The sequence below is a fragment of the Ascidiimonas aurantiaca genome (assembly GCF_037646345.1).
GTDB lineage: Bacteria > Bacteroidota > Bacteroidia > Flavobacteriales > Flavobacteriaceae > Ascidiimonas > Ascidiimonas aurantiaca.
In genome coordinates this window covers 124686-146943 of sequence record NZ_JBBEWR010000009.1, presented here as the reverse complement: position 1 = coordinate 146943, position 22258 = coordinate 124686, and the positions used below count along the sequence as shown (strand labels likewise).

20 protein-coding genes, 1 tRNA gene and 1 pseudogene are annotated in these 22258 nt (G+C 35.8%); 12 read left to right on the top strand and 10 right to left on the bottom strand.

Annotated elements, in window-relative coordinates; translation table 11 throughout:
• Window positions 1-163: 163 nt before the first annotated feature.
• The 3 genes from WAO84_RS10615 to WAO84_RS10605 form a co-directional block, all read right to left on the bottom strand.
• Complete coding sequence (locus tag WAO84_RS10615; RefSeq protein ID WP_340065656.1) at window positions 164-1033, bottom strand: mechanosensitive ion channel family protein; 870 nt, start codon at window positions 1031-1033, stop codon at window positions 164-166.
• A gap of 21 nt (window positions 1034-1054) precedes the next feature.
• Entirely contained in the window at window positions 1055-1564 is a 510-nt protein-coding gene (locus WAO84_RS10610) for a Dps family protein (protein WP_340065654.1), read from the bottom strand.
• Window positions 1565-1680: 116 nt separating this feature from the next.
• Window positions 1681-2289, bottom strand: a complete 609-nt coding sequence (locus tag WAO84_RS10605) for a DUF2652 domain-containing protein (protein ID WP_340065653.1) — start codon at window positions 2287-2289, stop codon at window positions 1681-1683.
• 749 nt (window positions 2290-3038) lie between these two features.
• Here WAO84_RS10605 and WAO84_RS10600 point away from each other — a divergent pair.
• The 4 genes and pseudogenes from WAO84_RS10600 to WAO84_RS10585 all read left to right on the top strand — a co-directional run.
• A pseudogene (locus WAO84_RS10600) lies at window positions 3039-3200 on the top strand (mechanosensitive ion channel family protein); the annotation flags it as partial.
• A 27-nt stretch (window positions 3201-3227) separates the two neighbouring features.
• The gene (locus WAO84_RS10595; RefSeq protein ID WP_340065755.1) at window positions 3228-3926 is read left to right on the top strand and encodes a mechanosensitive ion channel family protein; all 699 of its coding nucleotides are present in this window, start codon (window positions 3228-3230) and stop codon (window positions 3924-3926) included.
• 124 nt (window positions 3927-4050) lie between these two features.
• The gene (locus WAO84_RS10590; RefSeq protein ID WP_340065652.1) at window positions 4051-4500 is read left to right on the top strand and encodes a ferritin-like domain-containing protein; all 450 of its coding nucleotides are present in this window, start codon (window positions 4051-4053) and stop codon (window positions 4498-4500) included.
• 446 nt (window positions 4501-4946) lie between these two features.
• A complete protein-coding gene (locus WAO84_RS10585) occupies window positions 4947-5651 on the top strand; it encodes an SOS response-associated peptidase family protein (RefSeq protein WP_340065650.1) in 705 nt (234 codons plus the stop codon).
• Here the strand turns inward: WAO84_RS10585 and WAO84_RS10580 are convergent.
• Window positions 5644-6666: a helix-turn-helix transcriptional regulator gene (locus WAO84_RS10580; RefSeq protein WP_340065649.1), complete on the bottom strand. Its 1023-nt coding sequence runs from the start codon at window positions 6664-6666 to the stop codon at window positions 5644-5646. The genes WAO84_RS10585 and WAO84_RS10580 overlap by 8 nt on opposite strands.
• A 136-nt stretch (window positions 6667-6802) precedes the next feature.
• Window positions 6803-7831, bottom strand: coding sequence for a helix-turn-helix domain-containing protein (locus WAO84_RS10575; RefSeq protein WP_340065648.1), 1029 nt, complete (start codon window positions 7829-7831; stop codon window positions 6803-6805).
• Window positions 7832-8035: 204 nt separating this feature from the next.
• Between WAO84_RS10575 and WAO84_RS10570 the strand changes: the two genes are divergently transcribed.
• From WAO84_RS10570 to WAO84_RS10545, 6 genes are all read left to right on the top strand, one after another.
• A complete protein-coding gene (locus tag WAO84_RS10570) occupies window positions 8036-8197 on the top strand; it encodes a DUF1328 domain-containing protein (RefSeq protein ID WP_340065647.1) in 162 nt (53 codons plus the stop codon).
• A 57-nt stretch (window positions 8198-8254) separates the two neighbouring features.
• Window positions 8255-8413 (top strand): hypothetical protein, encoded by a 159-nt coding sequence (locus WAO84_RS10565; protein ID WP_340065645.1) that lies wholly within the window; start codon window positions 8255-8257, stop codon window positions 8411-8413.
• 292 nt (window positions 8414-8705) lie between these two features.
• Complete coding sequence (gene cls / locus WAO84_RS10560) at window positions 8706-10127, top strand: cardiolipin synthase (protein ID WP_340065643.1); 1422 nt, start codon at window positions 8706-8708, stop codon at window positions 10125-10127.
• A 4-nt stretch (window positions 10128-10131) separates the two neighbouring features.
• A complete protein-coding gene (locus tag WAO84_RS10555; RefSeq protein ID WP_340065642.1) occupies window positions 10132-10698 on the top strand; it encodes a M48 family metalloprotease in 567 nt (188 codons plus the stop codon).
• Between the two features lie 119 nt (window positions 10699-10817).
• On the top strand, window positions 10818-11849 hold the full coding sequence (locus tag WAO84_RS10550) for an AI-2E family transporter (protein WP_340065641.1): 1032 nt from the start codon (window positions 10818-10820) through the stop codon (window positions 11847-11849).
• Between the two features lie 199 nt (window positions 11850-12048).
• Window positions 12049-13605, top strand: coding sequence for a hypothetical protein (locus tag WAO84_RS10545; RefSeq protein ID WP_340065640.1), 1557 nt, complete (start codon window positions 12049-12051; stop codon window positions 13603-13605).
• Window positions 13606-13657: 52 nt separating this feature from the next.
• On the opposite strand, the gene WAO84_RS10540 is transcribed toward WAO84_RS10545, so the two are convergent.
• Window positions 13658-15196, bottom strand: a complete 1539-nt coding sequence (locus WAO84_RS10540) for a GH3 family acyl-acid amido synthetase (protein WP_340065639.1) — start codon at window positions 15194-15196, stop codon at window positions 13658-13660.
• Between the two features lie 739 nt (window positions 15197-15935).
• On the opposite strand from WAO84_RS10540, the gene WAO84_RS10535 reads away from it, so the two are divergent.
• Both WAO84_RS10535 and ppk2 read left to right on the top strand, forming a co-directional pair.
• The gene (locus tag WAO84_RS10535; protein WP_340065637.1) at window positions 15936-17216 is read left to right on the top strand and encodes a TrkH family potassium uptake protein; all 1281 of its coding nucleotides are present in this window, start codon (window positions 15936-15938) and stop codon (window positions 17214-17216) included.
• A 107-nt stretch (window positions 17217-17323) separates the two neighbouring features.
• Complete coding sequence (ppk2, locus tag WAO84_RS10530; protein WP_340065636.1) at window positions 17324-18067, top strand: polyphosphate kinase 2; 744 nt, start codon at window positions 17324-17326, stop codon at window positions 18065-18067.
• Window positions 18068-18307: 240 nt separating this feature from the next.
• Here ppk2 and WAO84_RS10525 read toward each other — a convergent pair.
• The 4 genes from WAO84_RS10525 to ftsA form a co-directional block, all read right to left on the bottom strand.
• Window positions 18308-18381: transfer RNA gene (locus WAO84_RS10525), tRNA-Arg, on the bottom strand.
• A 31-nt stretch (window positions 18382-18412) separates the two neighbouring features.
• Window positions 18413-18862, bottom strand: a complete 450-nt coding sequence (locus WAO84_RS10520; protein ID WP_340065635.1) for a GatB/YqeY domain-containing protein — start codon at window positions 18860-18862, stop codon at window positions 18413-18415.
• A 102-nt stretch (window positions 18863-18964) separates the two neighbouring features.
• Window positions 18965-20902 carry a cell division protein FtsZ gene (ftsZ, locus tag WAO84_RS10515; RefSeq protein ID WP_340065634.1) on the bottom strand — a complete coding sequence of 646 codons (1938 nt, stop codon included), beginning with the start codon at window positions 20900-20902 and terminating at the stop codon, window positions 18965-18967.
• 29 nt (window positions 20903-20931) lie between these two features.
• Window positions 20932-22257, bottom strand: coding sequence for a cell division protein FtsA (ftsA, locus tag WAO84_RS10510; protein WP_340065632.1), 1326 nt, complete (start codon window positions 22255-22257; stop codon window positions 20932-20934).
• Between the last annotated feature and the right edge of the window lies 1 nt (window position 22258).

The following is a 22258-nucleotide window of genomic DNA, read 5'->3' as shown; positions in this document are numbered from 1 at the left end:
TCATAACGGAATTTGTTTAATACAAAAAAGGCTCCGGTTAAGAGCCTTTGCATTTCTGAATGTACTTTCAAATAAATCAGGAAAATGGAAAAAAGTACTTACAATAGTTACTTACTGTCAATTTTGTTAGTATTGGCCAGCCAAGTTAGCATGAATTTACCTATCAAGAAATATCTTCTTTCTGCAATTTTAAGCGGTTTGAAAATTCCAGTGTTCTTATAGGAAAAGGGATATCTATATTATTTTGATCGAACGCTTTTTTAATAGCTTTCATACCCTTACTAACAGCATCCAGTTTGTTTTTGACACTTTCGCCTTCAACCCAGTAGCGGCAGGTAAAGGTAATGGCACTGTCTCCAAAACCGGTATAATAGATCTCAATATCATCTTCTTTTTTTTGTGGAAAAACCTGACTTATTGCACTGGAAACTATTTTTTCTACTTTGTCGAGATTAGATTCATAACTAACGCCGCAATCTACAGCTACGCGTATTCGTGAAGTAAGAGAGTAGTTCTTAAATGGATTTTCCACAACCATTTTATTCGGGATAACAACCAGGTTATTATCAAACTCCCTTATTACTAAATTGTTGAGATTAATATCGGTTACTTGTCCGGAATAACCGTTTGTTTCAATCCAGTTACCCAATTGAATATACTTTCGAAAGGCAATTAAGATCCCTGCCCATAAATTGGATAATGATCCCTGGAGAGCCAAACCTATAATCAATCCCGAGATTCCGGCTCCTGCCAGTATGGTATTTAGTGTTTTGCTAAGGTTCAAGGCGCCCAGCGCTAAAAACAACCCAATAAGTACTACACCTACTGCACTTATCTTGCCTATGAGATTCGCAATACTGCGTTGTGGTACTCTTTTGCTAAGCAGTCTTTGTACCCATTTGCTGATTATTCTTGCGGTAATAAAAGCAAAAACCATCACCAAGAGAGCCACTGCAAGGTTAGGAAGATTTTCTATAAAAGTAGTTCCCCAGGTACTTAATTTATCCCAAACAATATTTATTGATTTTTCCATATGGTTCCTGTAAGTTTAACTTTAAGATGTTTTAACCATACCACTTTGTTTAAGCTGGTCGGTCGTTTTTTTAATCCATGCATCTAGCATCCAACTCGATTTCTCTAAAGAAGCAATATAACTTCCCATCATATCTATAGTTCCTTCATCACCGGCATCTTCTGCCAGTTTAAGAGTTTCCCGCATACGATTTAAAAGATTTCCATGGTTGGTTAACAATGTTTTTACCATCTCCCGGTCATCTATGAGACCTGTATCTTCAGAAATAGAAGAGATCTTAAGATAATCACTATACTTACTTACAGGGTGATATCGCAGCGTTAAAATTCTCTCTGCTATTTCATCAATTTTTATTTTGGCATCATTGTACAATTCTTCAAATTTTTCATGAAGATCAAAGAAGTTTTTACCTAGTATGTTCCAGTGAAAACCTCTTAAGTTTTGATAATAAATACTATAATCTGCCAATAGCTTGTTTAATTCCCCAACTACGGGAACTAATTTTTTTTCGTTTAAATTTAAATATGTCATTTTTCTAAGTTTTATGATTGCAAGATAAAATGTAAGCTGTATCTCGTTTTGCTCAAATGCTATCTATATTAACGGTTTTAACAAATTATCAAGGATGTAGATACTACCGTATATGGTCAGTCTGTTTTTTCATGTGAACGCAATTCAATATAGTTGTAAAGAATTTCTCCCAAATATTCTATTTCTTCATTAACCGTAAATAATTTTCCCCAATCTGTATTCCATTTCACATTAGTATCTCTATAATACTGCATTAAAGGCTCAGAAAAAAGGATGTATTCATCAAAAGGAACTTTATTCTTGAGTAACCTATGTGCCAGAATGATATCTTCACCCAACAATTTTATGTGATTTCCTATTTTAACAGGAGCAATGTCATATCCTAAATGAAGAATGATTTTCAGGCCTAATATTTTAGGGATCTTTATAGAATCTTTTCGGGCTTTATACTTGTGCTCTAACCGATACATTTGCTTATAAAATTCCAGATGAAAAGATCGGCATTGTTCTATAAGCAATTCAAGTTGTGGCACCTTTCCTTTTTTATAAAAAAGTATGGCATCTCCTTCAATTTCCGAGATCTCCAGACCTATTTGGTTATTATAAATAATATTATTTAATAGAGTGGGAATGACTTTTGAACTTAGCTCAAAATCCATCTCGCTCATAAACTTGGTAAAGCCACTAATATCAGGAATACAAATTAATGTAGGTTCTTTTTTCATTTGTTGATCTTTACTAGTAAAGATGTATATATGTTACGAAAACTATTGCCTACAATACTTAAAAGTTTGACTGGTTTCATTAAATGATCTTTTTCAATTTTATCAACATTTCAATCATTTAAGCACCACAAAACAGTGTCAAAACTTTATTTTTAACATGTATTTTATGGTGTGAACTTGCACTATACTTTTATCACACAACTATAAAAACAGTAAAGAAGAAAGATCTTGTGAGATAAGAAGCAGATAGCCGTAACCTTATTAGCAACTATTAATTTTTTTCAATAAAGTGAAGAAGATATATTGAGAACAAGACAGGTAGCTTCAAAGATCGTAAAAACTTTTAGGGTTTGATTCGTTTGTTTACAAGAGTCCCGGCTATCGATCAGACAGGATCCGTTTTATGTAATAAGGCTTTATTTGAATTATTTTGGTCGATTTCAATTTATTCACATCCCAAAAAAATAGATTTAAAAAATTCCATGTTTTTTAATTCCGGTTCAGTATTTTAGATCGTTATTAAAAATTAATTTCTTGCTTTTTTGATAACATTATATTCTTGGGATCTCCCAGGTTCTTACTGTAATTAATGTATAAGTAAAAGACAAAAAAATTTAAACAATCTATGTTTTTCCGATACATGCCTAAAAATACTTTACTGAAAACTAACATAAATGTATAACTTAAACAACTGAAAAACATAGATATTACCGTTTGTAATTGTGAAATTATAAGTTAAAAAAATTATTATGAAGAAAAGTTTCAATGAGGCTTGGAGCGAAATGTTAAATAAACTTGTTGATTGGTCCAATGAGTTTGTTATTAATCTGCCTAACATTATAATAGCTATTCTGGTTTTTTTGATATGCTATTTTATTTCTAAATATGTTAATAGGCTAGTTATCAAATTCTTAAAGAAAAGCAGCTTGCAAGCTTCTATGGTTAATTTGATTGGCAAACTCTCGGCTGTAGCTATCATTTTAGTCGGCCTGTTCCTGGTATTGGGAATTCTCAATCTAAGTAAAACACTGAATGCCATTTTAGCCGGTGCGGGAGTTGCTGGGTTGGCAGTGGGCTTGGCATTGCAAGGAGCACTGGCCAATACATATTCGGGTATTGTTCTCAGTTATATCAAACATATTAAGTTTGGAGACTGGATAGCTGTAAAAGACTATGAAGGAGAGGTCGTGAATATTGATTTACGCGCTGTTACTTTAAAACAACCTGATAATAATCTGGTTTATATTCCCAATAAATTAGTGGTAGAAAACCCGATTAAAAATTATTCAACCACAGCGCAGTCAAGAGTGATTTTGGAATGTGGTGTGGCCTATGACTCTAACCTTCGCCAGGTACGAACGTTAGTAAAAGAAGCTTTGCAAAACAAGTTTGATGCCTTAACTGATTTCGAAGATATTATTTTTCTATATACCGGTTTTGGTGACAGCTCGATTAACTTTGAAGTACGGTTTAGTATTAATTCTACTTCTGCTCTCGAAGTGGCCCGTGCTAAAACCGAGGCCTTAATTTCTATAAAGGAAACCTTCGATGAAAATAACATTACTATACCTTTTCCTATTCGAACCCTGGATATCTCCGAAGACGTTGTTAAGAAGTTAACCTCTGATAAAGCGTAAACACTTTTAAAGAAATCTGAGCTTCGTGATAGCGTTAATTTTCTCATTAATACGGTTAAAACAATGATATGCTTTAGAGTACTTTTACTCCAGATATTAATGTTTAACCTAAAAATTTACACTTATGAATACATACACAGAAAAGATTTCCAACCAGTTAAATATGCTTATCGAAAAAAATCTGGATGCGGAAAAGGGGTTTAAAAAGGCTGCTGAAAATGTTAACAATACAGCCCTTAAAAAGTTTTTTGAGAGTTGCTCTCATGAACGCTCAGTGTTTGCCCAACAGTTAAAAAATGAGGTGGCGACTTATGGGCAGGATTCTACTGATAATGACAGTTATGTGTCTAAAGCACATCGCACATGGATGGATGTGAAAGCCTTCTTTTCAGGAAATAAAGAGGAGGCCATCTTAGAAGAAGTCATTCGCGGAGAAAAAGCTGCACTGGAAGAATATAATGAAGTCTTAGAGGAAAACAATCTTCCCACAACAACTCGTGAAATTCTGAACGCTCAAAGAATTAAGATAAAAAACAGTCTTGCCAGTGTTCTTAAAATGGAGGATATAGCTTAAAAAATATAACCTTAAACACTTCAAAAGCGGCTCAGGCCGCTTTTTTTAAGGATTTTTATTAAAATTTGCTTCTTACTGTATTTTGAGAATGAGGATACCAGTTAAAAAATATTCATGCAAACTGAGTACACAGTTATAAATTATCTCCCAGACGCCAGGTATTTCACCACTACCATTTCACGAACTTTAAAATAGGTCTGGTAACTGTTTTTCGCTGCAAATTAAACCAAAAAACGTATTAAAACCGTTTGTCTTTAATGCAATAGAGCATTCTATACTCTCCTATTGTTTTTTGGTTAAAGAATTCCAAAAAAATTACCATAATTAGTACTCCTGTTCACTAAAAGGTAATAAACATTTGTTTTTCAATGAAATGAGTTAGAATTTAAAGTTTTACAACAAAGCAAAAAAGTATTTTATTCTGAATTTTACGAAAAAAAAGGAAGATGTATTATAAGCTATCAAATGTCGCAGAATTGAAAAAGATAGAAGACACCTTCGGGTCTCGTTTTAAACATCCCAAGATTTATAAGAAAAATCAGCTTGTCAATGGCCTGAATGAATCTCTTATTCCTATAGTTAAACAAGGGGCAGATGAGTGGATTCACCACGCCATCTGGGGGCTTTTACCAGAAGGTTTTAAAGAGGAATGGGATATTTTTCAAAGTCAAATGAACACATTGAATATTGAGGCAGATAAAATTGAAAAGTCAAAATGGCTCTCCAAACTACTTACTCATCAACGCTGTATTATTATAGCGACCGGATTTTTTACTAATTATATATTTGATGGTAAGGTGTATCCTTATCACATTCATTTACCTAACATGACCCCATTTGCTATGGCAGGTATATACAGCCAGCTAGATGATGGTTTTTTCACCAGTGCACTTATTACCACTACTTTTAATGAGGAGTTATCGCAAATACAACATTTAGGCACCCACATGCCCTTTGCTCTTTCATCTGGTCAAAAAGATCGTTGGGTTTCTAATAAAACTTCCATAAAGCAAATCATGAATTTATTAAATGAAGAACCGGGTCTTGGTTTTCAGGCAGATCCTGTAGCCAAAGAATTTTATAAAAATGAAATCCGATATTCAGGCCTCCTAGACCGTGTTAATTATGTAAATATACCCTTGCCTAAATAAACCTGCTAAGTTTGCTTCTATATTCTCTAGGTAATATTCCATATTCTTCAAAGAATATTTTTGAAAAATAGCTTCGGCTTCTAAAACCAATTTTATAGACAATCTCCGAAATAGTGAGATCAGAGTTTTTAAGATAATCACGCGCAAGTTGTAACTTCAATTGACGTATGTAACCATTAACTGATTTAGCAAAAAGGAGATTGAAACCCAATTGTAGTTTTTTAGGGTTCATACCTATTTCTTTTGCCAATTTGCACACATGAAGAGGTTCTTCAATATTTTCAATAATATATTGCGTGAGTTTATATAATCTATTAATTTCTTCATGTGAAAAAGAATCGGGCCGGGTTTTTTTCTTTTCCAGATTGTGATGCTCCATCAACTGCATTGCCAGAATGAGATTTAACCTTCCTTCAATAGAAAGTGTACGTATAATACCCTCTTCCCTGTTTGCTTTTAATTGGTTTACCTCGTTGGCTATAGAAAGATTATAGTTGCCCAAATGCGAATAAGGCAAATGAATAGGTATTTCCCTGAAAATAGAATACAAAATCTCGTTAAGGTAATTGAGATTGTGGTTTTTCTTTTTCAAATAATCATTTGTAACAATATGAATAACATTTACCTTCACATTTACTTTCTCCGGGAAAATAAATGCATGGCTTTCTTTTAATTTAGGAGAGATAATTATGTTTTGATAACATTTAAGCTCAAGAAGTGCTTCAGTACCACCTATGAATAATTTAAGATTGCCTTCTGTAATAAAGACAAACTCTACAGTAAACCCACTACTTTCGGTAAGTACAAGTGTAGTATCTTCATTTAGACACACATCATAATCAAACAGAGTAACACCCCAATTAAAGGTTATTGATTTTATGATACCATTACCGTACTCATTATTAAATTCTAAAATATGCTCACCCCATTTTCTCGTCACTTTAGCATTTAGTCTCTCACCTAGTTCATTTAAAGCTTCACTCCCTTTTTCCTGATTAATTTCAAGTATTCTCATTCACTCCAAAACTTAGTTGGACAAAGAACTTAAGAGTTAAAAAAAATGTTTGACAGTTTTGAAAGAATGTTTAACAAAAAACAGTGGTTTTTGTTCTATACAGATAAAAACCAAATGAAACGTGATCTTACATTAATTATGAAACTTTGCCTTGGGAATTGAATCGGTATTCTTTTGGGGTCATTCCAAATTTTTCTCTGAAGATTTTTGAAAAATAACTTCTGGAATTGATCCCTATTGCATAACTTATTTCTGTGATATTCATATCAGAACTTTCAAGAAGTTCCTTGGCCTGTTTCAGCCTCAAATCCTTCATGTATGCATTTATTGATTTACCATACACTTGTTTAAAGCCCTGCTGTAAGGTGTTTTGGTTTAACCCTACTCTTTTTGCAAGTCTTAGAACATTATCTACCCTGTCGAGTTCCTGAGTAATTATTTCCGCTGCCTGTTCAATGGCATTTAGCGTACTTTTCCTTAATATCTTTCTTTTTTCAGGAGTGTTGAGATCATCCAGATACTGCCTTAACTGATGCCCCAATATTTCGTAAACTTTTCCCTCCAGAAAAACAGATCTTGGAAAATCAGTCAATTCACATTCAATACAAGCTTCAATGTTTTCAGCAATATCCAGGCTATAATACCCCTGATATAAAAACCTGTTAATCCCATTAACATCTCGAAACAAAGCTTCCAGTTCCTTATTCATGCCTGGCAGAAAATCTTCTACCTTTTTTTCAAATTCTTTTCGGTTAACAGATATTATGAATACACAAATTGATTTATCCGGTCTAAAAACAAGAACATGCTCGGCATGAATATCTGCTGCTACCATTATAGATTCCAGACGATTGATATCTGTTTCATCATCACTATCAGAAAATGTGTGTTTTATGATTTCTTCACGATTATATAAAAATTTTAAAGGTTGAATATTAGAGTTGTTAAATTCCAGCACCAACGGTTCATTTAATCGAATATCAATATCTAAGATGCCGACACCATGAGAAAAAGATACCGCATTTACGTATCCTTTACCCCATTTTTCCGGGATCTGAAAACACATTTCATTGTTCTCTTGTTCATAGTCAGTACTAAAAACTTGTGAAAGACTTTTAATCGCCTCATGAACATCTATAGTATTTACGACAACTTTTCCTTCCATATTTTTTTTAATATTTTAAAGATACATTAATTAGTCTCATCTTTCTTTTGATCAAATTATAATTTTAGTGATTTTATTACGATTTGGTAATCTATTCTCATAAATGAGTCAAAATGCTTCCTATATGGATTAAAAAATCATTGAAAAACATTTGATATTTGTAATGAAGACAGAAAGTCTGTCTAAAAACTAAAAAAACTAATTATGTTACGTTGGACAGTTACATTTATCATCTTGGCCATTATAGCCGCAATTTTTGGGTTCGGCGGTATCGCAGAAGGTGCTGCTTCTATTGCCAAAATATTGTTCTTTATATTTTTAATTGCCTTTGTTTTTTCATTGATCACCGGTAAAAAGAAAGTATAGTTTTAAACTTAAATAAAAATTAAACACACTATGAGAAAATTCGTTTTATTATTTTGCATGGTACTACTTTCAAGTATGACTTTTAGTCTGATGAGTTGTGAAGGATGTACCAGAGAAGAATCAGCCGCAGAGAAAGTTGAAGAAGGCCTTGAAGAGGCAGGAGATGCGGTTGAAGAAGGAGTTGAGGAAGTTGAAGATGCAGTTGATGATAATTAATGCATTACTGATTTAAAAGCCAAAGAACGCTCTTCCAGGCGTTCTTTTTTATTCATACTAAAAAATGCCTTTTCTAAATGTGAGGGTGAGACAGTAATTTGAGTCGTCTAATTCTTTTTTACATAAACAGGGAAAGTATGGGGTGGCTCTCTGTCTATATTACAGCAAACCCTTTCCTATTTACGGGTAAAAAATGACTGTACGGGCTTAACTTTTTTATTTGATCATAAAATTATTTTTTATCATTCATTATCAAGACTAATTATCTCCTGAAAAACGGTAACTTAAACAAATGAACATAGGGCTATTAACTTTATATCTTCTCTTTACGGTATGGGCCGTTTTTAGCGTGATCATGTATGGTTCACGCCCTACCAAATCATTAGGGTGGATACTTACCATTTTCATTTTCCCTTTTGGTGGTCCCATTCTTTATTATTTGTTTGGTGTAAACAGAAGAAAGTTTAAGTTGTTCCGCAGGAACCGATATCTCAACAGAGTAAACTTAGACCAAAAAGAGACCTATACAAAAACCGAAGAGCTTACAGATTTCGGAGATCATATCAACTTTAGATCATTGGCATTTCTACTAAAAAATGCTGCCAAAGAATATCCTACTGCCGGAAATGACATCACCGTTTTACACAATGGTGCAGAAACCTTTAAAGCATTGTTCAGCTCTATGGAAAAAGCCGAGAAGTTTATCCATTTGCAATATTATATTTTTGAGAAAGGAAAACTTCAGGATAAACTCTATGAGCTGTTTCAAAAGAAAATACAGGAAGGCGTTGAAATACGTCTGATCTATGACTCTTTTGGGAGCTTTTTTTTTCGAGGGAAGAGAAAGCAGAGATTTCTGGACCTTGGCGTAGAACTTCATCCCATTATGCCTATTCGATTCGGTAATTTTTTATTTAGCCTTAATTATCGAAATCATCGAAAAATTGTAATCATTGACGGGGTTCTGGGTTTTACAGGAGGAATTAATATTTCAGATAAATATGTGAGCAATAAAGATGAGCTGGGCAGATGGCGAGATGTTCATGTACGTTTAGCAGGGCCATCGGTTAACAGGCTTCACCAGGTTTTTCTAAGGGATTATTATCACTCCAGTAAAGGGCAGTCTCTGTTTACAGATGAGTACCTTCCTAAACAGGAAAAGTCAGGAGAGGCCATTGTACAGATAGTAAGCAGCGGGCCTGACTCAAAATTTCCTTCGGTTATGATGCAGTATGTAGCTATGATCAACCAGGCGCAAAATGAGATATGTATATGCAACCCTTATTTCATTCCCGGAGAAACAGTATTACACGCCGTGAAAATGGCAGCTTTAAAAGGCATAAAAGTAAAACTGCTGGTACCCCAAAAATCAGATTCTATTCTTGCCAAGTATGGCATGTATTCCAATTTTGAAGATTTGCTGGAAGCAGGGGTTGACATTTATTTACGAAAAGATTTTACGCATAGCAAGCTAATAATTATAGATAAAGATTTAGTATCTGTAGGTTCGGGAAACTTTGACTTTAGAAGCTTTGAACATAATTTTGAGACCAATGCACTCTTATTTCACAAAAAGACTGCCCATGAAGTTCTTAAAGATTTTGACCAGCATGTGGCGAATGCTAAAAAACTGAGTTATGACACTTTTAAAAGAAGACCCGGCTATAAAAAATTCTTTGAAGGAGTAGCCAAATTCTTTGCACCTTTATTATAAAACTATGATCCAATCTGTACCTGTTGAGATAGCTTCTGAAGTTGAAAAAGCTCTTAAAGGCTTTAAAAGCCTGAAAAAAGAGAATATTCAATTTAAGTTAAAAAAATCACTCAATGGGAGTGTTATGATGGCACAACCCAGATTTTTAGATATTTTCAAAAAAAGAGAAGAAAGAAGGTATCTGGTCTTGGTAAGTAAAACTTTTACTATTGCAAAGACTACCTTCGCTACTTCAAAGCTCCCTTCGGAAGTAAAAATCGGGTGGTTTGCCCATGAACTTGGTCATATTATGGATTACCAAAAGCTTTCGACTCAAAAACTACTGCGTTTTGGCTTTTTGTACTTGTTTTCGAGAAGTTTCATGAGGAAAGCAGAACTAAGGGCAGATACGTATGCTGTGAAAGCAGGTTACGGTACATATTTGATAAGAACAAAGAATTTTATTCTTAGCCATACGGAACTACCGGAATCTTATAAAAATAAAATTCGAAAGTACTATCCTTCTCCCGATCAAATTCTTGAAATTGACCGGGACTTAAGAAAAGTTTCAGAGATCGATCAGGAGCCTTGAATTTCACCCTGAAATTAATCTAAAATACAGGATTGGGTCAATCTTGTTTTGAAAAGAATTAAGAAGCCAGATCATATTGATGGATATTTGAGATATAAAGTTTATACACAGGAGTAAAAATGAGAATCGTTCACCCCAATATAATACGACAGTTTTTTATACTTTTCACTATAATTGGATTTGGAATTATTATTTTTCGGGAAATTACTCCTTATTTAACAGGCCTCCTGGGGGCAGTAACTCTATACATCCTTCTTTACAAACCTATGCAAAAACTGGAGGGTTATGGATGGCCTTCTCCAATATGTGCCTTATTTCTTATTCTAATTTCCTTTTTTCTGATTCTGGTACCTATATCCGGAATTGCATTGATGTTCAGTCGTAAAATTCAAACTGTCTTCGGTAGTTCAGATAATATGTCAGAGAAATTAAGAGATTCATTGAATGATTTGGAACAATACCTGGGAGTAAAACTGCTTGATAAAATTCAAGAAACCTCCATTATTGATTGGTTATCTTCAAATTTAAGCAGTCTCCTGGGTAGTACTATTGAAACTATGATAAGCATTGGTATAATGTATTTTGTATTGTACTATATGCTCAATAACAGAAAAAAATTACGTAGTGCCTTGTTTAATTATATCCCTATGGCAGATTCCAGTCTAAAACTAATTGAACAAGAAAGCAAAGCTATGGTAAGAGCCAATGCACTGGGTATCCCTTTGGTTGCATTAACTCAGGCTGTTGTTGCCCTCATAGGATTTCTGATTTTTAATATTGAAGAACCCGTTTTCTGGGCAGTTATCGTGTTCATTGGGTCAATGATCCCTATTATAGGCACACTATTGGGGATTCTTCCTGTTTTTTTTATTTCCTGGACCAACGGCGATAGCTATCAGGCATGGGGAATTCTGCTGTATGGTTTAATCGTGGTGGGGTCTACCGATAACCTTATTCGTTTGTTTGTAATAAAAAAACTAGACAATGTACACCCCCTTATTACATTAATAGGTGTTCTTATCGGTTTGCCCTTATTTGGATTTATAGGTCTTATCTTTGGCCCTTTATTAGTAAGTATTTTTCTGGCCATAATAAAAATCTATAAAAACGAATTTGGAAAAGAAACTGAAGGTGATGAAGCAAAACTATAACACCTAATTAAGTTGAGTAATCACAGATAGTGAATGGCTACCCTAAGTAAAGTAGAAACTTAGAAAAAGTACTGCCAACCTAGTGACAATACATTCCTGTAACTGGTAAGCAGAAAAGAAATCACACAAGGGTATTCTCTTGTAATCACTATTTGGATGGGGTTAAATCATGAATTTTAGTTTTAATAAATATACTTTTATGCAATATAAGCTCACAGTCAAAAGGTTAAAAAGATTCATCCTGGTATGTATTGGTTTTATATTTCTTTTTTTTCTTTGTGAAAATATACTCTCGCGTAAAATCGAAAGTGTTATACAGAATGAGATTCCCAAAGACTTCTTGTTAGATTATACAAGTTTCAGGTTCAACCTATTATCACGTTCTATAGAACTAAAAGATCTCTCTTTTAGAACAGATACGAGCTCGGTTACGAAAGATACATTTTTTAGGATAGACTCTAAGATGGTTCGTGCTTCGGGAATTGGCTTTAGCTCCCTGATCAAAAAAAATACTATTAAAGTTCGGTCACTGGAATTATACAGCCCTAAGACACAAATAATGCAAAGGCCTGAAGAGTTAAAAAGTAAAAAGAAAAGCAATATGAATTTTCCTTATGTTTCTATTGAAGAATTCAGGGTTTTTGATGCGGGGGGAAAAGAAACCGACCCTCGAACCGGTGATATCTTATGGAAAGTACCTAAATATTCTGTAGAAATCGATCAACTGGAACTTCCCGAAGGACCTATCATCAACCCTTCTTTTGATACTTTATCCTTAAAGATCAACGCTGAAGATATTTTTATGAAGCTAAATGAATTTGATACCTTACATATAGATAATCTGGCACTATTGAAAAATGATTTAAATGCTGAAAATTTGAAAATCAAAACAAAGTATGATAAAGAAACGCTGTCAAAAATACTAAATAAAGAAAGGGATCATTTTGATCTAACCATCAAAAATTTTCAGGTTTCCAATATCACTATGCCCTTAGAGAATGAAAAAAGAGCATTTTTTGCGGATAGTATTGATATTAAAACACTGGAGTGCACGGTTTATCGTGATAAAACTTTGCCTAACGATACATTACCAAAAAAAAATTATACTGAAATGCTGGAAGATCTTTCTTTTCCCATACACCTTTTACATACCTCGGTTTCATCTTCATCACTGTCTTATTTAGAAAAAACCAGAGAGGAGGTTGAGCCGCAACCAATACTTTTTACTGATATACAAGGTACTTTTTCAAATATTTCAAACTTAGATCAACAGGAGATCAAGATAATACTAAACGCTCAACTCATGGATTCTTCCCCAATTACCCTTGAAATGGAAACAAAAACCGGAAATCCTGAAGGAAACTTCATGGTAGCCGGAAAAGCGTTTAATTTTAATGCAACAAAAATTAATCCTTTTTTAAAGACTAATATGGGTATTGCCTCGAAAGGATGGGTAGATGAGCTTTTCTTTACCTTCAGCGGGAATAAACAGCGGGCGGCAGGAGACATGAAGATGAAATATGAAGATTTTGAATTTAAGGTACTGAAGAAAGATCTGCTAAGCATACGAAAAACTACCAGTTTTCTTGTAAATTTATTGGTGAAAGGTGGCTCTAAAACAGATCAGGGTAGCTTTAGACATGGCAAGATTGAAGCCTCCCCTGAAATTGATAAATCTTTTATAAATTATATATGGATATGTATTCGTTCCGGTTTACTGAATACTGTAACCGGTAACGGAAAGAAAAAAGCTTAATAAAATTATCTATTTCGGTCTTATATTCTTCGCTATTTGGTTTTGCTCTTGTTTAACTGGGCTCTTTTAAGTTAGAAACAAATTTTTTCCATTGCTTGAACTTTTCAGGCTTCATTACTTTTTCCATTTTTACCTGCCCACCCTTTTTCTTTTTTTGGGCATTCCATTCGTAAAAAGCTGCTAAGGTTACCGCATTTACTTTGACACCTTTCAGAGCCCTGGAACGAGCAACTTTGTAGTTTTTGTTCACTTTTTTCAGATAGTTATCAAGAATGGCAGCAGCTTTTTCTGAATTTAGATTATCAGGATTTGAGGTGCCCAAAAACCAATGATGGTAATACTCATTATCGTATTCAATAGCGCTAATGGTAAATTCTGGTATTTGTATAGATAATTTGTCTTCCAGATGTTTTACCGCATCATTCAGTTTATTTACGGAAAGTTGAGACCCTACTGTGTTTAGAAAAAACTTGGTACGTCCTGTAATCTTTATTTCAGCACGAGACACATCTGTAAATTTTATAGTGTCGCCAATCAGGTAACGCCATGCTCCCGCAACTGTGCTTATAAGCAAAATATAATCCCGCTCCGGTTCTACCTCTGCAAGTGTATAACTAGGAAAGCCTTCTTTTAAGCTCCCGTCCTCATTGATATATTGGGCGTCAAAGGGCACAAACTCAAAATACACTCCATTGTCAGTGATCAATTGCATGGCATCGGTTTCTGGTCTTGCCTGAAAGGCAAGGAACCCTTCAGAGGCTAAATAGGTATCAATTATCTGAAGGGGTTTTGAGGTTAAGGCCCTGAAACTTTTTTCGTAAGGTCCAAAAGCAATACCTCCTGAAGTATATACTTGAAAATTAGGCCATATATCATGAATAGTTTCTACGTTATGATACTCAATAATTTTTTTTAACATTAACTCTATCCAGGATGGAATACCGCTAATGGCTCCCACATCCCATTCTTTAGCCTTTTTGGCAATAGCCAGTACACGTTGGTCCCAATCCTCTATAGAAGCGATATCGATCCCGGGTTTGTAAAATCCCTGAAACCAGCCCGGTATATTTGAAGCACTAATCCCGCTTATCTCTCCTTCCTGATGTCCTTCTGTCTGTGTTAAATCTGTAGAGCTTCCAAGCATAAGAATATCTTTTTCAAAGAATTCCGGGGGCATATTGAAGTTTGCCAGGGCATAGATCTGTTTAATACCAGCATTTCTTATCACCTCTATCATATCTTTGGTAACCGGAATACGCTTACTGGTCTTGCCGGTAGTACCGGAACTCAGAGCAAAATAGTCAGGGTTTCCCGGCCATGTCACATCATATTCACCATCGTGAAGGCGATGCCACCATTTCCGGTTCAAAGTATCATAATCAAATCCAGGTACTATTTTTGAGAATGTTTTTGACCTGTTATCTGATGCTAAAACGGTTTCAAAGTGATAGTGTTTCCCAAAAGCAGTATCACGGGCTTTTTCGAGTAATTCCTCCAGCACTTTCTCCTGGAGTTTTATATGATCTTTCTCCGGAGTTATATAATCTCTAATCTCAATAAATCCTTTTATTATATTTCCAATAACAGGCATACTATAAAATTTAGAAAGGCTTAAAAGCCTTGTTAGGTTTTGATACACTTTGATATGTTAGATCTCACAAATCACCACATGCATTTCTGGTCTTACTCTACTTGGCAGTTTTTGTTTTATTGACCTACTTCTTACCTCTACAGCAAAAATAAGATTTACACCCTCTTTCCCGTATCGCAAATGCTTTGGGTTTTAACCCATTTGGAAAAGGAAAAAATACAGCTTCCTAACCTTTATAGTCGTATCGGTTAGTAAAACAGCATATCTGTTGGTATTTTTGTTTCGCAAAACCTATGGTTGTTAATTAAGGAGTTATTATAAAATCTATAATAAAAAAATTAGGTTGTAGGTAAACAAAAAAACAAACATAACTTTGAATACTCAGAAAATGAGGTTAGCACAGATGTCAACGATCATAGAATAACCTATACCGGCCTATATAGAAATAAATTAAATGATATGTTAATACATTAACATTCCATAACTAATTAAACCACCAGTATTTAAATTCAGATAAAAGCACGCTATGCTTTAAATAGTATGATAATAAGTACCAAAAACTAAAATTTAGTTTTAACACCACCATAAAAGAAATTCTTACTTTTATCAAAAACTTTGGTAGTTTTGAGACAGATTCCCATAGCATACCGTTTGAAAAGAGATTATGACACATAAGAAAAACATAATTGAAAAAATCCTGGTTGCGTATAAACAATTCCAGGTGAAAAAGTCCCCGCAAATGAATTTGGTTTGGGGATTTTTCTTGTACACTATAATTGGATTTGGGCTTTTAGCGATACCAGTATTTCACAAAACAAGTGTAGGATGGCTTGACAACCTGTTCATCTCAACTTCTGCCATTTCCACCACAGGACTGGTCACGGTTAGCGTTTACGACTCATATAATTTTTTTGGACAGTTTATAGTGATGATCCTTTTCCAGATTGGTGGAATTGGTTATATGACTTTGACAACTTATTATCTCTTATTAACAACACAAAGAATTACGCATTGGCATAACAACATTATAGGTGCAGAATTCACTTTGCCCAAAACCATTAAAATAAAAGACTTCATTAAAAGTGTAGTTGTTTTTACCGTTATCATGGAAACTTTGGGAGCGATCTGTTTTTTTATTGCCTTTAGACAAATGGGAATGGAGTCATTGAAGGCCATTTGGTTTTCAATATTCCATAGCGTTTCTGCGTTTTGTACAGCGGGATTTGGGTTATTTAATGACAGTTTTGAAGGTTACAATAACAATACCTTTGTTAATACCATTATCTCCGTACTTGCTATTGCAGGCTCGCTTGGGTTCATAGTCATAACTGATCTGTGGTACAGGATCACAAGAAAATCAAAAAGTATCTCATTTACTACAAAAATTGTCACTTACGGTTTTGTTCTGCTCTTGTTCACGGGAACTGCCCTTGTTTATTTGACCGAACCAACCGTACAAAACTCTGATGCCAAGTTTACAGAATCGTTTTTCCAGGCAATGACAGCAATGACAACTGTTGGTTTTAATACAATTCCAACGGGTGGACTAAGCCTTCCCATTTTACTGTTTATAACCTTTTTAATGTATATAGGTGCTTCTCCTTCCGGTACAGCAGGTGGGATGAAAATTACAACGTTAACAGCTATGGTTTCTGTTATAAAGAGCAGGTTATTTGGACAGAAGCGTATATCATTTTTAAACAGAACAATTCCTTTTGAAAGACTTTATGTTGCAACTTCTACTTTCATACTTTACACCAGTATCATTTTCCTGTTTACGTTTCTGCTTACTTTTTCAGAGCAGTTTGAATTTCAGCAAATACTTTTTGAAGTTGCCTCCGCTCTCGGAACTGTAGGTCTAAGCACGGGAATAACAAGTGAACTCACAAATATTGGTAAGGTATTGGTCATACTTTTAATGTTCATTGGGCGTGTTGGAGTTCTAACCTTTGGATTTGCCCTGCTTGAAAGAAGATCAAAGCGTAATGACGTAATAGTAGAAGACGATCTGGCAGTTTAAAAAGAATAAAAAAGAAAGCGTGCAACACAAGGTATAGGTGTACGGTACTCCGTAGGATGATGCTACATTTTATAAGGGTTGTTGACAAACATTGAAAAAATTAACGTATGCATTTACATTCTATAGAAAATGATCCTGAGTATATAAAGCTACAGACTGAAATGGTTCGTATGCAAAATTGGTTGATTGAATCTGGAAAAAGACTGATAATTATCTGTGAAGGGAGAGATAGTGCAGGAAAAGGTGGTGCAATAATGCGATTTATTCGGTTCATTAACCCAAGACACTACAGAGTTGTTGCACTAAACAAACCCAGTTCTGAAGAAAAGGGACAATGGTATTTCCAAAGGTATGTTAATCACTTTCCAAGTCCGGGAGAGATTGTGTTTTTTGACCGGAGTTGGTATAACAGAGCAGTTGTAGAGCCTGTAATGGGCTTCTGCTCTCAGGAGCAGTACGAATTGTTTATTAAACAGGTAGTTCAATTTGAAAATATGCTTATTGAAGATGGAATGTTTCTTTTCAAATTATGGTTTTCCATTGACAAAGAAGAGCAAAAGATGAGACTTGAAGAACGTAAAACCAACCCTCTTATTAGCTGGAAGCTTAGCACTGTTGATGCCCAGGCACAACAAAAATGGGATGATTTTACAAGATACAAAGAACTAATGTTTAAAAATACGGGTACGCAAAACTCACCCTGGATTGTTGTAAAAGGGAACGATAAAGATCTTGCACGTAAAGAAGCTATGAAGTATGTACTTAACAGTGTTGAATACAATGAAAAAGGGCTCACCGGAGTTAATCTCGATATTGATCCTAAAGTTATTCAGGTAATTAACAAACAATAAAAACTAAAAAGCCTGAAAATCAGCATGTTTTCAGACTTTTTAAATATAAATATGAGTTCTTTGTGACTGCGCGAGGATTATCTAACACAAATGATCTTCAATACGCTCACTTCTGTAAATACAAGATCAGTAAAGCTAATGCTTTGCCTTATTTGTTATTCTCCAAAACTTACAACTAACGTTTTCGTTTTTTCCTAAGAACAAAAACCTACAATTACATTGCAGGTTTTATGCTTCATGTGACCGCGGGAGGATTCGAACCCCCAACCCTCAGAGCCGAAATCTGATATTCTATCCAGTTGAACTACGCGGCCTCACTATATCTATTGGCGGCAAAAATACAAATTATGATAATTTCTGCTTAACAATTGTTGAAATTGTTTTTCCATCGGCTTTTCCGGCAAGTTTTTTAGACACTACCCCCATTACTCTTCCCATATCTTTCATACCAGAAGCTCCGGTTTCCGAAATTACGGCCAGAACTTCTTTTTCTATGGCAGCCTCATCCATCTGTTCGGGCAAAAAACGTGCTATTACTTCAGCCTGTGCCAATTCGGGTTCAGCCAGGTCTGTCCTGCCCTGCTCTGTAAAAATGGAAGCGCTGTCACGACGTTGTTTCACAAGTTTTTGAAGGATCTTGATCTCCTGATCTTCCGAAAGGTTCTCACTGGCACCGCTTTCGGTCTTTGCCAGTAACAATGCCGATTTTACAGCTCTTAACGACTCCAGGGCCACAGTATCTTTGGCTTTCATAGCTTCTTTTAAAGCGTTCATGATGTCTGTCTGTAAACTCATTTGTACTTGATTTGTATTGAAGTGCGAAGATAATAAATAACCCGGAACCTTAAAGGATCCGGGTTAAAAACATAGGCTTTGCAGGTTAAAGGATGTTTTCTACTAATCTACATTGTCATGTAGAAATGAATTATTAGATCTTAACTGGATATCATCGTTGCTATCGGTTCCCAGTGAGGTTCTGGAAGAATTATTTTCTTTTTTGTCTTCTAACTCTATTCCCATTCTTTTGTAAGCCGGTTGCTTTTCGATCTCGTCAATTCTCGAAATATTGTTTTGGAACTTATAATTAAATTCTTTTAATTTCTTTCTACGTTCATCTGCTCTCAGTTTTAAAGTATCTTTTATAGAACTGTAAAGCGGATCTACCTTTTCGGATTCCAACGGAGCTATTTCTTCTTCGGGTTCTACCCGCTTATTAAATTTTAAGGCCTCTTCGGTTACTCCGGAATCTTTTACTACTGGTTTCGCATTGGTAAGCTGGTTCTCTACTTCCATATAATCATCAAGGCTGTACCGTTTTTCTCCTTCTTTGGAATATTCGGTTACCGGAATAACTTCTACCGGATCATTGACATCTACATTTCTCACCTCATCAGTAAGATCAAACAACACTACATTATCAGCTTTTCCAGTACTCTCTTCATCAGAGGCTTCGAAAGGCATATCGAATGCCAGCGTGATCTGTTTTTTCTCTTCTGCTTTCACTTCTTGGGCATCTACCACATCAATATCCCGCAATTGAGCAGTGGTGTCAATAATAATAAAATCATCTTCTACCGCCGGTACTTCTTCATACAACACGTTTATGTTGCGCAATAAATCGGTGGTGGGTATCAGCTCTGCCGTTGCATGAGGTTCAGATGGTGGCAGAGTCTCTTCCAGGGTATGTCTTATTACGGTCGCTTCCTTTTTTACCTGAGGTTGTTTTTTCTCTTTGGGAAAAATCATGGAAAGGGAAGTTTTTTCAGGTGAAAGGTCCTGAGTAGCCTTTTGTTCATCTTCAAGAGTATGAATAATTTTTTTGGCTTCGGTATTGACGATCTCATGCTGTTGTTCGGGATTGAAGCCGGTAGCAATTACGGTTACAGCAATCGCTTCTCCCAGTTCGTCGTCTTCGCCTACTCCCATAATAATATTGGCTCCGTGTCCTGCTTCGGATTGTATATGATCGTTGATCTCTCCAATTTCATCTATGGTAATTTCCTGAGAGCCGGAAACAATGAGCAACAATACATTTTTAGCTCCTCTGATTTTATTATCATTTAATAATGGTGAATCGAGCGCTTTTACAATAGCTTCCTGAGCCCTGTTCTCACCGGAAGCAGAAGACGAACCCATGATAGCGGTTCCGCTGTTGGAAAGCACCGTTTTGGCATCTCTAAGGTCAATATTTTGAGTATAGTGATGGGTTATCACCTCAGCAATACCTCTGGATGCGGTAGCCAATACTTCGTCTGCTTTTGAGAAACCGGCCTTAAAGCCAAGATTTCCATATACTTCTCTTAATTTATTATTATTGATCACAACGAGGGAATCTACGTGTGAACGTAGTTTTTCTACCCCTCTTTGCGCTTGTTCGTTTCGGGTTTTGCCTTCAAACTGAAAAGGAATGGTCACGATACCTACGGTAAGGATATCGAGATCCTTTGCCATTTTTGCAATAATGGGAGCGGCTCCTGTACCCGTACCTCCCCCCATACCTGCAGTAATAAAAACCATTTTGGTATTGGTCTCCAACATGGCTTTAATTTCTTCTATACTCTCTATGGCGGCCTGCTCACCCACTTCGGGATTGGCACCTGCTCCCAGCCCTTCGGTAAGAGAAACGCCTAACTGTATTTTATTGGGTATGGGGCTGTTTTCCAGCGCCTGTGCATCTGTATTGCAGATCACAAAATCTACGCCTTTTATACCTAGCCGGAACATATGGTTTATAGCATTGCTCCCTCCTCCACCAACACCAATTACTTTAATTACATTGCTTTGGTTTTTTGGCAGATCAAATGAAATATTCTCAAAATCTGTATTGCTGCTCATAACGGTTTTTTACTATTTTGTGTATTGGCTTATTCTGCATTATCTAAAAAATCTTTCAACTTATCGGACCATTTTTCAAAAATGGACTTCCGCTCCTTTTTAGGGGCCGATGTTGTTTTGGGGTCATTTTCCGGTTCATGATCTTCTACCGGATGTTCATCTGGTGTTTCTTCGGGTTTTACATTGTTTTTATCAAGCCTGTTAAGGGCATTCATAACAAGACCCACAGCTGTGGCATACAGCGGGCTGGCTGTTTCGGTATCAGAATCTCCTGCGAGGTGTTCGTTGGGGTATCCAATACGTGTATCCATCCCGGTTATGTACTCTACCAATTGCTTGAGGTGTTTTAGCTGACTTCCCCCTCCGGTAAGTACAATGCCGGCAATAAGCTTTTTCTTTTGTTCTTCATGGCCATAATTCTTTATCTCGAGATATACCTGTTCTATAATTTCTACCACCCGGGCATGAATGATCTTGGAAAGGTTTTTTAGGGTTATTTCTTTGGGTTCCCTACCTCTCAGGCCGGGAATGGAAACGATCTCATTATCTTTATTCTCACCGGGCCATGCAGAACCAAATTTTATTTTTAACAATTCTGCCTGCTTTTCTATAATAGAGCATCCTTCTTTTATATCTTCAGTAATGACATTCCCTCCAAAGGGAATTACGGCGGTATGACGAATTATGCCATCTTTAAAGATCGCCAGATCTGTGGTTCCCCCGCCAATATCAATAAGGGCCACCCCGGCTTCTTTTTCCTCCTGGCTTAATACGGCATTGGCCGAAGCCAACGGTTCCAGAGTGATCCCTGCGAGATCCAGTCCTGAGCTCTTCACACACCTTCCTATATTGCGTATGGACGATATTTGTCCCACCACTACGTGAAAATTAGCTTCCAGACGTCCGCCATACATCCCAACCGGTTCTTTGATCTCTGCCTGCCCATCTACTTTAAATTCTTGTGGCAATACGTGAATGATCTCTTCTCCTGGAAGCATTACCAGTTTATACACCTGGTTGCAGAGGCTCTCCACATCATCTTCATCAATCACCTCGTCTGCATTAGGGCGGGTAATATAATCACTGTGCTGCAGGCTTCTTATATGCTGCCCGGCAATACCTACCACTACTTCTGATATTTTAAGGCCCGAATTGCTTTCGGCCTGTTCAACGGCCTGCTGAATGGACTGTATGGTTTGTGTAATATTGTTAACTACCCCCCGATGAACCCCCAGGCTTTTGGATTTCCCTATAGCCAGGATCTCGATCTTTCCATATTCATTCTTACGGCCTATCATCGCCACTATTTTAGTGGTTCCTATATCAAGTCCTATTGCATAATTACTACCTTCCATT